The sequence below is a fragment of the Haloarcula pelagica genome, from assembly GCF_030127105.1.
In the GTDB taxonomy this organism is placed as follows: Archaea; Halobacteriota; Halobacteria; order Halobacteriales; family Haloarculaceae; genus Haloarcula; species Haloarcula pelagica.
Genome location: NZ_CP126161.1, coordinates 1,827,479 through 1,839,865, shown reverse-complemented (window position 1 = coordinate 1,839,865; position 12,387 = coordinate 1,827,479). Strand labels below are relative to the sequence as shown.

The 12,387-nt window shown below is 66.2% G+C and carries 14 protein-coding genes and 1 pseudogene; 7 read left to right on the top strand and 8 right to left on the bottom strand.

Going from position 1 to position 12,387, the window contains the following annotated elements; translation table 11 throughout:
* Positions 1-48: 48 nt before the first annotated feature.
* The 3 genes and pseudogenes from P1L40_RS23540 to P1L40_RS09685 all read right to left on the bottom strand — a co-directional run bounded on the left by P1L40_RS23540 (position 49) and on the right by P1L40_RS09685 (position 1,766).
* Positions 49-737, bottom strand: a pseudogene (locus tag P1L40_RS23540) (Zn-ribbon domain-containing protein).
* On the bottom strand, positions 737-1,120 hold the full coding sequence (locus P1L40_RS09690; protein WP_284006640.1) for a DUF2073 domain-containing protein: 384 nt from the start codon (positions 1,118-1,120) through the stop codon (positions 737-739). The pseudogene P1L40_RS23540 and the gene P1L40_RS09690 overlap by 1 nt, the downstream one beginning before the upstream one ends.
* A gap of 4 nt (positions 1,121-1,124) precedes the next feature.
* Positions 1,125-1,766, bottom strand: coding sequence for an Era-like GTP-binding protein (locus P1L40_RS09685; protein WP_284006638.1), 642 nt, complete (start codon positions 1,764-1,766; stop codon positions 1,125-1,127).
* A gap of 854 nt (positions 1,767-2,620) precedes the next feature.
* Here P1L40_RS09685 and P1L40_RS09680 point away from each other — a divergent pair.
* Positions 2,621-4,192: a Cdc6/Cdc18 family protein gene (locus tag P1L40_RS09680; RefSeq protein WP_284006636.1), complete on the top strand. Its 1,572-nt coding sequence runs from the start codon at positions 2,621-2,623 to the stop codon at positions 4,190-4,192.
* Here the strand turns inward: P1L40_RS09680 and P1L40_RS09675 are convergent.
* Positions 4,189-4,794: a S26 family signal peptidase gene (locus tag P1L40_RS09675; protein ID WP_284011057.1), complete on the bottom strand. Its 606-nt coding sequence runs from the start codon at positions 4,792-4,794 to the stop codon at positions 4,189-4,191. The two genes, P1L40_RS09680 and P1L40_RS09675, sit on opposite strands and share 4 nt — an antisense overlap.
* A 66-nt stretch (positions 4,795-4,860) precedes the next feature.
* On the bottom strand, positions 4,861-5,520 hold the full coding sequence (locus tag P1L40_RS09670) for a S26 family signal peptidase (protein ID WP_284006635.1): 660 nt from the start codon (positions 5,518-5,520) through the stop codon (positions 4,861-4,863).
* 81 nt (positions 5,521-5,601) lie between these two features.
* Between P1L40_RS09670 and P1L40_RS09665 the strand changes: the two genes are divergently transcribed.
* The 3 genes from P1L40_RS09665 (at position 5,602) to P1L40_RS09655 (ending at position 9,078) form a co-directional block, all read left to right on the top strand.
* A complete protein-coding gene (locus P1L40_RS09665; protein ID WP_284006633.1) occupies positions 5,602-7,149 on the top strand; it encodes a DNA-directed DNA polymerase II small subunit in 1,548 nt (515 codons plus the stop codon).
* An 81-nt stretch (positions 7,150-7,230) separates the two neighbouring features.
* On the top strand, positions 7,231-7,683 hold the full coding sequence (locus P1L40_RS09660; protein ID WP_284006632.1) for a pyridoxamine 5'-phosphate oxidase family protein: 453 nt from the start codon (positions 7,231-7,233) through the stop codon (positions 7,681-7,683).
* 93 nt (positions 7,684-7,776) lie between these two features.
* Positions 7,777-9,078: an O-acetylhomoserine aminocarboxypropyltransferase/cysteine synthase family protein gene (locus P1L40_RS09655; RefSeq protein WP_284006631.1), complete on the top strand. Its 1,302-nt coding sequence runs from the start codon at positions 7,777-7,779 to the stop codon at positions 9,076-9,078.
* Position 9,079: 1 nt separating this feature from the next.
* Here the strand turns inward: P1L40_RS09655 and P1L40_RS09650 are convergent, their stop codons facing one another.
* Positions 9,080-9,553 (bottom strand): hypothetical protein, encoded by a 474-nt coding sequence (locus P1L40_RS09650; protein WP_284006629.1) that lies wholly within the window; start codon positions 9,551-9,553, stop codon positions 9,080-9,082.
* Positions 9,554-9,715: 162 nt separating this feature from the next.
* On the opposite strand from P1L40_RS09650, the gene P1L40_RS09645 reads away from it, so the two are divergent.
* Together P1L40_RS09645 and P1L40_RS09640 are read left to right on the top strand one after the other, a co-directional pair.
* On the top strand, positions 9,716-9,859 hold the full coding sequence (locus P1L40_RS09645) for a hypothetical protein (protein WP_284006628.1): 144 nt from the start codon (positions 9,716-9,718) through the stop codon (positions 9,857-9,859).
* Complete coding sequence (locus P1L40_RS09640) at positions 9,856-10,143, top strand: DUF7562 family protein (protein WP_284006626.1); 288 nt, start codon at positions 9,856-9,858, stop codon at positions 10,141-10,143. The genes P1L40_RS09645 and P1L40_RS09640 overlap by 4 nt, the downstream gene beginning before the upstream one ends.
* A 377-nt stretch (positions 10,144-10,520) precedes the next feature.
* Here P1L40_RS09640 and serB read toward each other — a convergent pair whose 3' ends face one another.
* A complete protein-coding gene (serB, locus tag P1L40_RS09635; protein ID WP_284006624.1) occupies positions 10,521-11,153 on the bottom strand; it encodes a phosphoserine phosphatase SerB in 633 nt (210 codons plus the stop codon).
* 94 nt (positions 11,154-11,247) lie between these two features.
* Here serB and P1L40_RS09630 point away from each other — a divergent pair, with 94 nt between their 5' ends.
* Complete coding sequence (locus tag P1L40_RS09630) at positions 11,248-11,727, top strand: cupin domain-containing protein (RefSeq protein WP_284006622.1); 480 nt, start codon at positions 11,248-11,250, stop codon at positions 11,725-11,727.
* Here the strand turns inward: P1L40_RS09630 and P1L40_RS09625 are convergent.
* Complete coding sequence (locus P1L40_RS09625; protein ID WP_284006621.1) at positions 11,724-12,356, bottom strand: HD domain-containing protein; 633 nt, start codon at positions 12,354-12,356, stop codon at positions 11,724-11,726. The genes P1L40_RS09630 and P1L40_RS09625 overlap by 4 nt on opposite strands.
* Between the last annotated feature and the right edge of the window lie 31 nt (positions 12,357-12,387).

Genomic DNA, 12,387 nt, shown 5'->3' with positions numbered 1-12,387 from the left:
GCCGAGTGCCGTGGGGCTCGACCCCGAGAGGTTCACAGGCGGTTCGGGTCAGTCCCGGATCGCTTCGGGGACCTGGATGGAGTAGCGGCCGTCCTCTTCGAGCGCGACGATGTACTCCTCGCGGTCGTACAGTTCCATCAGGTTCAGTTCGTACTGGCCCGGTTCAAGGACCTTGATCGACTCGAACTGCTCGTTGAGTTCCTCCCGAAGCTCCGAGAGGTCCGGCCGGTCGTCCGAGCCGTCGTCGGTCTCGGCGGCGTCGGCCGGGTTCTGGGTTCCTTCCCCGGCGTCGGGCGACTGTGTCTCGCCGGTCGGTTCCGCGGCCGGCGGGTCGTCCGGGAGTTCGTCAGGCCCGACGATGTCGCCGCGTGCGCTCGCCTGCGCGGCGTCCTCGGTTTCGGCTTCGGTTTCGGCCGCCGGCGGCTCCGCCGGCGTGTCTGGCGCCGGCTCCGCCCCTCGGTTCGACTGGACCCGGCGGCTCCGGCGGCGTCGTCCCCGCCGCCGACGAAGTCACGAACTGTCGCCGCCGTCTTCCCGACGGTGCGGGCGACGGTGCTGTCCGATCCGGGCGGCTCCGGCGGTTCGGGTGGCTCCGCGTCCGTCCCGGGCGGTGTCGAGCTGTCGACGCCGTCCGGTTTGAACTGGAACTTGTTGCCGCCACAGTCGGGACACCCCGAGAGCATCTCCTTGGAGCCGTCCTCGAACGCGCGGCCACAGTTCGTACACTGATGGGGCATTATTTCCGGGAGACGAGTGCGCTGATGAGGTTTTCGTCCTTGTGGAGCGTCTCGATCTGGTTGGCCGGCCCGATGACCGTGAGCTTCTGTGTCGATTCGTTACCCATGAGCCGGTCGAGCAGGCCCGTGTTGGCCGCCTCGGACTTGGGGTAGGTCTCGATCTCGATGCCGTTGAACTCGTCGGGGCTGATCTCGGTCATGGTGACCTCGATGAGCCGGGACTCCTCGTCGGGCGAGAGCCCCTCTTCGAGGATGACGATGTTGCCGTCGCGGACGCCGTCCAGCACCGTCCGGATCTTCTCCATCGTCGTGAGCCCCTCCATGCGCTCGCCGCTGACGAGGTCGATCTGCACGCCGTCGTCGGGATCCTTTATCTCAGGCATGGGATCACCCGAAGTACTCCGCGATCTTGTCGTACACTTCGTCCATGTTGTCGCCCTCCAGCGCCGAGAGCGGGATCGTCTCGTGCTGGGGGTAGGCGTTGCGGATCCGCTGGACGGAGGAGTCCTCCAGATCGATCTTGTTCGCGAGGATCAGGACCGGGAGGTCCTGACTCTCGATGATACCGATGAGCATCGTGTTGACCTGCGTGAACGGGTCCGTCGCCGAGTCGAGCACGTAGATGACGCCGTCAACGTCCTCCCGGAGCCAGTGCATCGCTTCCGCGACCCCCTCGGTGGCTTCCCGGGACCGACGGACGGCGTCGTCTTTCTCCATGTCGTGTTCGAGAAACTCGGTGTAGTCGACCTTCGTCGTCACGCCCGGTGTGTCGACGATGTCGATCGTGACCGTCTTGCCGTCCCGTTCGATCTCGACGTTCTCCTTGCGGCGAGCCCGGCGTGTCTCGTGTGGGACGTGACTCTCCGGCCCGACGGCGTCGCCGGTCCAGTCTCGAGCGATCCGGTTCGCGAGGGTCGTCTTCCCGGCGTTTGGCGGCCCGTAGATACCGATCCGCTTTGGGTCCTCCTCCGAGAACAGTGTCGATGCTGCCCGTGAGATGCTGTCTTTGAGGTTTGTTAGCAGTCCCATCCTATCCTCCCGCCGCCCGGACGTGCCGGTATGGCGGCTTCTGGCTGTAGAAGACAGTGGAATTTACTTAAGCCTACGTCAGACAAAGATAACTTTTCGGATAGGTTTGACAAGGAGTCTCACCCGCACGAGCGCCGTGATCGGCAGTCACCGGAGTGGGTCGACCCGCCCCCTGGAAGCCCCCCACCCCTTCGTTTCGAGTGGAACACCACACCCCCGTGTGGGTGGGAGGGTGTGAGAGCCGGGTTGGACGGGAAAGAGTGGGGTGTCGGTCAGTCGCGCGTCGAGAGACGAACTAGGGACTAGTGTACCTAGAGCCGCTCTAACACTAGTATACGACTAGACCACTGAAAAGAAGAATCCTTTCTTTCTAGTGCGGGTTTGGTTTATTGGTATGGTACATAAATCTTGTCTAGCCTAGAGCCGGATCCACTCGAACCCCTCCCCCACCCCCCGGTCCGATTCGTCGTTCCACTCGAAACGAAGGGGTGGGGGGGTTAGGGTCACTCGACAGCGATCAGTCCCAGATCTGAAACGTAGCTCTCGGGATACGGCGGTTCCGGGCGAGTAACCTTCGATTACCGATATGTCCCCGTGCCGTTCGCCGTTCCCGTTCACACGTGACGCTCCCCACGCCCCGCCCCCGTTTCCCGTCCACTCGACAGATCCCCCCACTCGAACCGTGATTTCGACCGAAATATTTAATATCCGCTCACGCACGACTTCATGTGGTTCAACTGGACGCACCCGAGAGCGTCGAAAATCGGTAGGAACGGTGTATCGGAGTTTCTACCGTCCGTTTTCTGGGTGCGGACAACGCTTTCCACCCGAAACTGGGGGGTTCACCAACCACGATGACCGACCCAATCGATCGATCGACCGGAGAGCAAGACTCGTCGTCGGAGGGAGACAGTCCCGAATCCGACGGCCCCGAGCCGCGCGACGGCGACGCCGGGACGGAGCCATCGCCGACGACGCGCCCCGACCTCGACGACGTGGTCTTGGACAATCTCGACACCGGCTCCGACGGCTCCGACGAGGCGTCCCGCGGGCTGTTCGACGACCTCCTGGAGGGCGAGCCGATATTCGAGAACAAGGAAGTCCTCAGACCCTCCTACACCCCGCACAAACTCCCCCATCGCGAGGAACAGATCAACAACATGGCGACGATCCTGGTCACGGCACTCCGGGGGGATACACCCTCGAACATCCTCATCTACGGGAAGACCGGGACGGGAAAGACCGCCAGCGCGAAGTTCGTCAGCGAGGAACTGGAGACGACCTCGCAAAAGTACGAGGTCCCCTGCGAGGTCGAGTACATCAACTGCGAGGTGACAGACACCCAGTACCGCGTCCTCGCGCAGTTGGCGAACAAGTTCATCGACAAGAACGTCGAGGTGATCGACGACCGGGTCGCGGAACTCAACGACCTCCGTTCGCGCGTACGCGAGGACGAGGCGACGCTCGACGGGACGGAGTTCGCCGATGTCGAGGCGATCGACGACCGGATCGACTCCCTGGAGGCCGACAAGGCGGGATTCGAGGACGTTCCGATGACCGGCTGGCCGACCGATCGGGTCTACAGTTCCTTTTTCGACGCCGTGGACTACCACGAGCGCGTCGTCGTCATCATGCTCGACGAGATCGACAAACTCGTCGAGAAGTCGGGCGACGACACGCTGTACAACCTCTCCCGGATGAACTCCGAACTGGAGAACTCCCGGGTGTCGATCATGGGGATCAGCAACGACCTGAAGTTCACCGACTTTCTGGACCCCCGCGTCAAGTCAAGCCTCGGTGAAGAAGAGATCGTCTTCCCCCCCTACGACGCGAACCAACTCCGAGACATCCTCCAGGCCCGCTCGGACGTGGCGTTCAAGGGCGAAGCGCTCTCGGACGACGTGATCCCGCTGTGTGCCGCCTTCGCCGCACAGGAACACGGTGACGCTCGCCGGGCGCTCGATCTCTTGCGGACCGCCGGCGAACTCGCCGAGCGCGGCCAGACCGATCAGGTGGAGGAAGCCCACGTCCGCCAGGCCCAGGAGAAGATCGAACTCGACCGGGTCGTCGAGGTCGTCCGGACCCTCCCGACACAGTCGAAGATCGTCCTCTTCGCGATCATCCTCTTAGAGAAAAACGGCGTCCACAGCATCAACACCGGCGAAGTGTTCAACATCTACAAGAACCTCTGTGAGGAGATCGACGCCGACGTGTTGACCCAGCGGCGCGTGACCGACCTCATCTCGGAACTGGACATGCTCGGGATCGTCAACGCCGTCGTCGTCTCGAAGGGACGGTACGGGCGGACGAAGGAGATCTCGCTGTCGGTCCCGACCGAGGAGACCGAAGCCGTGTTGCTGTCGGACTCGCGGCTGGGCGATATCGAAGACGTACAGCCGTTCGTCCAGGCCCGCTTCGACAACTAAGCGGGACCGACGGTGACGCGAGCGACGGCGGTCCCGGCCTGGTTCCACTGGAGACGGATCTCCCCCAGCAGCGGGACCCGCATCTCGGCGGTTCCGATGACCCACTCGGGCCGAACGACGCCGCTGATCCCGCTGACCTGGTCGTAGGCGCCGTTCGTCTGCTCGTTGTCGCCTTTCGTGATGAAGCCAGCGTGGGGAGCCGGACAGTTCCGCAGCTCCTGGCAGTTGTCCGCGGCGCCGACGGCGGTCTCGTCGGCGCGGTCGTACCAGTTCTCGCCCGCGTCGACCCAGAGGCGCGCCCGGTGGATGACCGGCGTCCGGCGCTCGTCCCCGTTTGGCTCGTAGACGATGACATCGCCGCCCCCGGAAAAGCGGCTGTAGCCGTCTGCCTGCTGGGCGGTGACGACGCCGTGGGTGGCCTGGGGGCCGGCGAAGCGCTGTTCGGACATCACGAACACCATGTCGCCTTTCTGGACGTTCGGCTCCATGCTGGACGACTCCACAGCGACGAGCGGGGGCCAGACGCCGCTGACCGCGAACAGCAGGGCACCGACCAGCAAGACGCTGCCGACGCTGCTCAGGATATCGAGGACGTAGGCCATGCGCTCTGGCTCCTCGCTCTCTGCCGGCACGGAGTGGCTGTCGGTGCCGTCCATCGAGTTGCGGCTTTACACAGCCGGGCTATCAACTTTCCGTTGTGTGGTTTCTGCCCGCGACGACCGCAGGCTCAGCCAGCCGAGCTCCGAGGCCCGTGCCTCCGCGGTGCCGACGATCCACTCCGGGCGGACCGGTTCGCTGATCGCCCGCTCGCCGAGCTGGTCGTAGCCGCCGTTGTAGTCGCCCTTGGTGATGAAGCCGGCGTGGGGGGCCGGACAGTACCGGAGGGCCGCGCAGTCGTCGGCGGTTCCGAGAGCGTCCTCGTCGGCGCGGTCGTACCAGTTCTCGCCGCCCTCGACCCACAGCATCGCCCGGTGGATGACCGGTGTCCGGCGCTCGTCCCCGTCCGGCTCGTAGATGATGACATCGCCTCCGCGGCCGAACCGGTCGTAGCCCGTCTCCGTTCCCGCCGCGGCCGTGACGATCCCGTGGGTCGCGTTCTCGCCCGGGAACCGTTCGGCCGACATCACGAACACCATGTCTCCCGTCTCGATGTTCGGCTCCATGCTGGGGCTCTCGATGGCGACGAGCGGCGGCCAGAGACCGCTGACCGCGAACACGAACAGCCCGACCATCGCGACGGCTCCGACGCTGCTGACGATGTCACGAAGGTAGCGCCACCACCGCTGGCCGCCCGGCCGTTCCTCGCTCTCCCCGTCGTCGGCTGCCATTCGTTCGAACACCTCGGGGCCGAGCGGTCAATATTGTGTCGGGTCCGGCAGTCTTTTGCTCTCGGACACGGAGTGTCGACCGTGCCTCTGGAGACGCCGGCACGCATCGTCAGCGAACTCGCTAGCCGGGGCTACAACGCCGAACGCGAGGCGGTCACCCGGATCGCCGACGCACCGGACCCCCAGGCGACGCTCGCTCGTGCACTAGAAACGATGCCGCCGGACGCGCTGAAACTCACCGCAGACCACGTCGATACGGTCAGAAACACCGGACCGGGCGACGATAGCCCCGATCGCTCGATGCGATCGGACACCCCCGCGGACGACCCCTCTGTTTCACCTGGAACGGACCCGCCCGAACCGACGGACGTGGGGGGGCAGTCTCCACCTGAAACAGGGGGGTCTCGCGATGTCGACCCGACGCTCCGGGCGATCGAAGTCGCGAACGACATGACCGGTCACTCGACGGGGACCGGCGAGTACCAGGACTTCGTGACGGTGTTCCGGGACCGCTACGAGAAGCTCTCCGCGCACCTGCGCGGCCGGGTCAACCACCGACCGACCGACGCCATCGAGCGGATGGGTGGCAACAGCGAAGCGGCGCTCATCGGGATGGTCTCGGACATCAGAACGACCGCGAGCGGCCACTGGCTCGTGGAACTGGAAGACACCAACGGCACCTTCCCCTGTCTGGTGATGAAAGACCGCCCGATCGCCGATCTCGTCCAGCAACTCCTGTTCGACGAGGTCATCGCCGTCGAGGGGACGCTGGCCGACGACGGCGGGATCCTCTTCGTCGACTCCCTGCACTTCCCGGATGTACCCCGGACACACAGCCCGTCGACCGCCGACCGGCACGTCCAGGCGGCGCTGATCTCGGACGTACACGTCGGCAGCCAGGAGTTCATGGCCGACGCCTGGCACCGCTTTACCGACTGGCTCCACACCCCCGAGGCCGAACACGTCGAGTACCTGCTGATCGCGGGCGACATGGTCGAGGGCGTCGGCGTCTACCCCGACCAGGACGAGGAACTGGACATTATCGACGTGTACGAACAGTACGAGCAGTTCTCGGAGTACCTCAAGGAAGTCCCCGGCGACATGGAGATCCGGATGATCCCGGGCAACCACGACGCGGTCCGCCTCGCGGAGCCCCAACCGGGGTTCGACGAGGAACTCCGGGAGATCATGACCGCCCACGACGCGCAGGTCCACTCGAACCCGGCGCTGGTCACCGTCGAGGGCGTCACCGTCCTGATGTACCACGGCGTCTCGCTGGACGAGGTCATCGCCGAACTCCCCGACGAGGAGGCCAGCTACGAGGAGCCACACAAGGCGATGTACCAGTTGCTGAAGAAACGCCACGTCGCGCCGCAGTACGGCGGCCACACCCGCCTGGCCCCGGAGGACCGGGACTACCTCGTCATGGAGGAGGTGCCCGACGTGTTCCACACCGGCCACGTCCACAAACTCGGCTGGGGGAAGTACCACAACGTCCTGGCGCTGAACTCGGGCTGTTGGCAGGCCCAGACGGAGTTCCAGAAGTCCGTCAACATCGACCCCGACGCCGGCTTCGCGCCGATTCTGGACCTCGATACGCTCGACATGACGGTCCGGAAGTTCGCCTGACCACCGTTTTCGACCGGAGAACCGCGTCGCCGACGGCGAACACACTCCAACGTATTTCAGCCACGCTCCCGAACGCTTCCCATGGAGATCGTCGAGAACACCCTCTCGGTCCCCGTCGACGACTTTCTCGACCGCCCGCTGTTCTGTTTTCTCGCCCAGTCCTCCGGATCTGGCCCCCGGGTGTCGCCGCTGTGGTTCCTGTGGGAAGACGGCCGCGTGTGGCTCGTCGCTCAGGAGGACGCCCGATCCTACCCCGATCGCGTCCGGCAGTTCCCCGAGTCGGCGCTCGCCGTCGTCGACTTCGATCCGCGGTCGGGCCGCGTCGAACACGTCGGGATGCGCGGGCACGCGTCGCTCGAACCGTACGATCCCGAGCGTGCCGACCGCCTCTTGTCGTCGTATCTCGGCCCGGACCGATCGGAGTGGGACGAGCGGTTCCGCGGGCTGGCCGCCGACGGCTACTCGCTCGTTCGGTTCGATCCCGAGACCGTCGTCGGGCGTGACCAGTCCTACGAAGGGTCGCTGTCGGAGTGACTGTTCCGGAAAATTCGCCGGTATCTCCGAGCAGTGGCCGGGGTAACCGGAGGAATCGGGGTTTAAGACCACGCCGGGCGAGGTGTCGGACGTATGAGCGACGACGACACCGAACGCGGATTCGAGACCAACGCACTGCACGTCGGACAGGAGGAGCCCGACCCGGCCACCGGCTCGCGTGCCCCGCCACTGTACCAGACGACATCCTACGTCTTCGAGGACGCCGAGGACGCCGCACAGCAGTTCGCCCTGGAGAAACCGGGTCACATCTACTCCCGGCTGATGAACCCGACCGTCGGAATGCTCCAGGAGCGCCTGGCGAAACTGGAGGGCGGCGTCGGCGCGGTCGCCACCGCCTCCGGGATGGCGTCGCTGAACCTCGCGACCTTCCTGCTTGCGGATGTCGGCGACAACGTCGTCACCGCCTCCTCGCTGTACGGCGGGACATACACCTACTACACCCACACGGCACCGCGAAACGGGGTCGAGACCCGCTTCGTCGACACGCTGGACTACGACGCCTACGCCGAGGCCATCGACGAGGACACCGCCTACGTCCACTGTGAGACCATCGGCAACCCCGCGCTCGTCACGCCGGACTTCGAGCGTCTGGCCGAGATCGCCCACGACCACGGCGTCCCCTTCTTCGTCGACAACACGTTCGCCACGCCGTACCTCTGTAACCCGATCGAACACGGCGCGGACCTGGTCTGGAACTCGACGACGAAGTGGATCCACGGCCACGGGACGACCGTCGGCGGGGTGCTGGTCGACGGCGGCTCGTTCCCCTGGGACGAACACGCCGAGAAGTTCCCCGAGATCGCCGGCGACAACCCCGCCTACCACGGCGTGAACTTCCGGGACCGCTTCGGCGACGCCGCCTTCACCTACGCTGCCATCGCCCGTGGCCTGCGGGACCTGGGCTGCCAGCAGTCCCCCTTCGACGCCTGGCAGACGATGCAGGGCCTGGAGACGCTGCCCACCCGGATGGACCGCCACTGCGAGAACGCGATGGCGGTCGCCGAGTTCCTCGACGACCACCCCGAAGTCTCCTGGGTCACCTACCCCGGGCTGGACGACCACGAGACCCACGACACCGCGAGCGAGTACCTCGACGGCGGCTACGGCGGCATGATCACGTTCGGCCTCGCGGACGGCTACGACGCCGCCCGGACGACCGTCGAGTCGACCGAGATCGCCAGCCTCCTGGCCAACGTCGGCGACGCGAAGACGCTGATCATCCACCCGTCCTCGACGACCCACCAGCAACTCTCCGACGAGGAGAAGGCCGCCGCCGGCGTCACGGACGACATGGTCCGACTCTCGGTCGGGACCGAGTCCGTCGCGGACATCGAGGCCGACCTCGACCAGGCGATCGGCCAGGCCACCCGCTGAGTTACGGCAGTAGCCCAGTCCCGACCCACACCAGCGGGACCAGTACGACGAGATACGCCGCGGCCGACAGCGCCCAGTCCCGGCCGATCGCGCTCACGCGCTGGCGGGCCAGCCCCGGCCGGGGCAAGACGACGCCGACGAAAAACGCCACCATCAGCGCGAAGAGCACGACCGTCGTCACCAGATAGCTCACCGCCGAGACGCCGCCCAGCAGCCCCTCGACGAGAAAGAGCAGCGTGACGAACAGCGGCCCGGTCCCGCCGCCGGCGACGTAGTGGACCGCCGACGCCAGCCGTTCGGGTGCGGTGTCGGGCGACTGCTCGGTGAGGACGCCCGCAGCGACCGTCGGCGGCGTCCCGCCTTCCGGCAACCGTGCCATCACGAGGTCCATCCCCAGCGTCGCGACGACGCCCGCGAAGACCCCGAGGACGATTCTTAACGCGACACCGACCGACGCTGCAGGCTCGACGACCATAGCGGGGCTCAGGACTGTACCCACTTCTGGCTACCGCCCGTCGCGGTGCCGACGGCGTGAGCGGTCGGCGGTCCCGCTCGTCTCACGCCCCGTATTTAGGGGCCACCACTGGTGAGGCAGCGGTCCTACCGTCACAGACCGAGAACTACCACAGTGTGAGCTATGCAACAGCACCACTCCTCGACCGGTGACCGCGGAGGGCTCTTGCCCCTCCTCGACGAGACTGTCGCCGGCCACGAACCACGCTGGAACGCCACGGCGACCGCCTGCACGATGTCTGACACTGCCGGGGAGGGAGACCGATGACGGCCCACCTCGGGAAGATGTGGGTCGACCCCGACGAGGAAGTGACCTGTATCGCCTGTGGCGAGACGGTCGCACGCGAGGCCGCCCGGGAGTACGACAAACACGGCGACCGCTGGGACCGGGACGACAAGGCGTTCGAGTACCTCTGTACGGACTGTTACGAGGACTGCTGTCACCAGCCCCGCGACGGCCTCGAAGCGACGCTCGTGGCGGCCGACGCCGGCCGGACCGACCGGGCGACGTTTCTCAGCCAGTACCACGAGCGAGTCCTCGACGACGATTGAAACACCCACACGCCGGCACGGACTCTACGGGTCGGCCGGGCCGACTCGGGCAGTCGAACGGCAGTGACCGAAACTCTCCCCACAGACACTGTCCACTGTTGCCCGATATTTGTGTTCGTATAACGTACTAGAACGAACATAGTTGTATAAGACGAAGAAATATACGGGCCCTGTCCCAACGATGCCGCTGTCGGTTGGCACGAGCCGCCAACCGCGGAGTCAACCATGTCCATCATCCGGTGCCTCACCGACACCGTCCGCAGCCAGGCTCGAACCTACGTCTGTCGGTACTGTCGACTGTCCTTCGACGAGCGACGGACGAACTGTCCAGCCTGTGGCTGTAGCACAGTCGAACCCGACCGCTGAGCTTCAGCGGGTTACAGAATCCCCTCGCTCTCCAGGAGTTCCCGGAGTTCCGCCATCGTCGAGACGACTTCGTCACACGACGGCTCGACGGCCGGTTTCGGCTCGAACCCGATGGCGAGCCCGGCCACTTCCAGCATCGGCAGGTCGTTGGCCCCGTCGCCGACCGCGACGGTCGCCGTCCGGTCCTCGCCCAGGATCGCCGTCGCGACCTCCATGGCGTCGTCTTTCGTCCCCTCGATCAGCGGCCCCTCGACATCGCCGGTGAGTCTCCCGTCGGCGACCGGCAGGCGGTTGGCGACGATGGCGTCGACCGCGACGCCCTCCCGGTCGAGCGCCGCCTGGACGCCCCGCTCGAAGCCGCCCGTGAGGATGACGACGTGGACGCCGGCGTCCCGGAGCGCCGCGATGACATCGGCGGCGCCGGGTCGGAGTTCGACCTGGTCGAAGGCGGCCTGGGCCTGCTCGTCCGGGAGGTCCGCGAGCAGCGCACACCGCTGGCGCAGGCTCTCCGCGTATTCGATCTCGTCGTTCATCGCCCGCTCCGTGATCGATTCCATGTCGGCGGCCGTGCCGTTCTGGTTGCCGAGCAGGACCGTCATCTCCGAGTCCGAGAGGGTCCCGTCGAAGTCGAACGCGACTAGCATTACCCGCCCGTTTCGCGTGGAGCCCTTCAAACTATCCGGTTTCCGCCGGGTCGTTTGGGACGGCGTTTTTGTCGTCCGGTCCCCGACACCCGCTATGGAGCACGTCTCCGTAGACGAAGTCGAACCGCAGTCGCTGGGTGGCGATGTCGACCGACGCGGGCTCGCGGACCCGCTGGGCGCGACCGACGTGGCGATCAACCGCTACGTTCTGGAGCCGGGCGAGGGCTTCTCCGGCGGGCTGCACGCCCACCTTGACCAGGAGGAACTGTTCTACGTCGTCGAAGGGACTGCGACCTTCGAGTACCGGAGTGATCCCGCCGGCGAGAGCGAGACGGTCACCGTCGGCCCGGGCGAAGCGGTCCGGTTCGCACCTGGGGACTACCAGCAGGGGCGCAACGAGAGCGACGAGCAGGTCGTCGCGCTGGCACTCGGCGCACCTAAAGAGACCACCGAGAGCCGCGTCGCACAGCCCTGTCCCGACTGTGACAGCGACGTTCTCGCGCTCGCACCGGCCGACGAGGGTTTCCTGCTCGTCTGTCCCGATTGCGGGACCGAACTGGAACCGGACCTCTAACGACGCCCGTCGACCTCGGCGTCGAAGCGGTCGACGAACCGCTCGACGAACGCCCGGCGGTCCTCGGCGATGTCCCGGCCGGCGTCGGTGTACATCCGTTCGGGCAGGTCCAGGATCTTCTTGTGGAGGTGGTTGTACTGGCTCTGTCCGGCCGCCGTCGGGTCCGCTTCGGGCGGCAGGTCCGGATCGTGGATCGTCTCGCCCAACTCCCCGCCGTAGGTGAACGAGCGGGCGACCCCGACGGCACCCAGCGCGTCCAGGTTGTCGGCGTCACAGAGGATCTCGGCCGCGCGGCTCGCCGGTTCGACGGCGTTGGAGTACCGATGTGCCCTGATGGCCTGTGTCACGGTGTCGATCCGCCCGTCGGCGACCCCGCGCTCGGCCAGCACCCGCTCGGCCTCCCGAGCGCCCCACGCCGCGTGGTCGTCGATCTCGCCGGCGTCTTCTCTCGCCCGACCGATGTCGTGGAACCACACCGCCAGTTCGACGGTCCGCTCGTCGACGGCGTACTCGCCGGTCAGGCGCTCGGCCAGCGCCTCGACCCGCTGGACGTGGTGCCAGTCGTGGGCGGGGCTCATCGAGTCCGCGAAGTACGACCGCGCGACCGCTCGGAGGGAGTCGTCTGCCATCGGATTCATCTCGGCCCGGTCGATAAAAGAC

What these genes read in the sequence shown, in the direction of transcription:
- P1L40_RS09690 (WP_284006640.1), bottom strand. Translation starts at nt 1,120, where the DNA reads ATGCCTGAGATAAAGGATCCCGACGACGGCGTGCAGATCGACCTCGTC.
- P1L40_RS09685 (WP_284006638.1), bottom strand. Translation starts at nt 1,766, where the DNA reads ATGGGACTGCTAACAAACCTCAAAGACAGCATCTCACGGGCAGCATCG.
- P1L40_RS09680 (WP_284006636.1), top strand. Translation starts at nt 2,621, where the DNA reads ATGACCGACCCAATCGATCGATCGACCGGAGAGCAAGACTCGTCGTCG.
- P1L40_RS09675 (WP_284011057.1), bottom strand. Translation starts at nt 4,794, where the DNA reads ATGGCCTACGTCCTCGATATCCTGAGCAGCGTCGGCAGCGTCTTGCTG.
- P1L40_RS09670 (WP_284006635.1), bottom strand. Translation starts at nt 5,520, where the DNA reads ATGGCAGCCGACGACGGGGAGAGCGAGGAACGGCCGGGCGGCCAGCGG.
- P1L40_RS09660 (WP_284006632.1), top strand. Translation starts at nt 7,231, where the DNA reads ATGGAGATCGTCGAGAACACCCTCTCGGTCCCCGTCGACGACTTTCTC.
- P1L40_RS09655 (WP_284006631.1), top strand. Translation starts at nt 7,777, where the DNA reads ATGAGCGACGACGACACCGAACGCGGATTCGAGACCAACGCACTGCAC.
- P1L40_RS09650 (WP_284006629.1), bottom strand. Translation starts at nt 9,553, where the DNA reads ATGGTCGTCGAGCCTGCAGCGTCGGTCGGTGTCGCGTTAAGAATCGTC.
- P1L40_RS09645 (WP_284006628.1), top strand. Translation starts at nt 9,716, where the DNA reads ATGCAACAGCACCACTCCTCGACCGGTGACCGCGGAGGGCTCTTGCCC.
- P1L40_RS09640 (WP_284006626.1), top strand. Translation starts at nt 9,856, where the DNA reads ATGACGGCCCACCTCGGGAAGATGTGGGTCGACCCCGACGAGGAAGTG.
- serB (WP_284006624.1), bottom strand. Translation starts at nt 11,153, where the DNA reads ATGCTAGTCGCGTTCGACTTCGACGGGACCCTCTCGGACTCGGAGATG.
- P1L40_RS09630 (WP_284006622.1), top strand. Translation starts at nt 11,248, where the DNA reads ATGGAGCACGTCTCCGTAGACGAAGTCGAACCGCAGTCGCTGGGTGGC.
- P1L40_RS09625 (WP_284006621.1), bottom strand. Translation starts at nt 12,356, where the DNA reads ATGGCAGACGACTCCCTCCGAGCGGTCGCGCGGTCGTACTTCGCGGAC.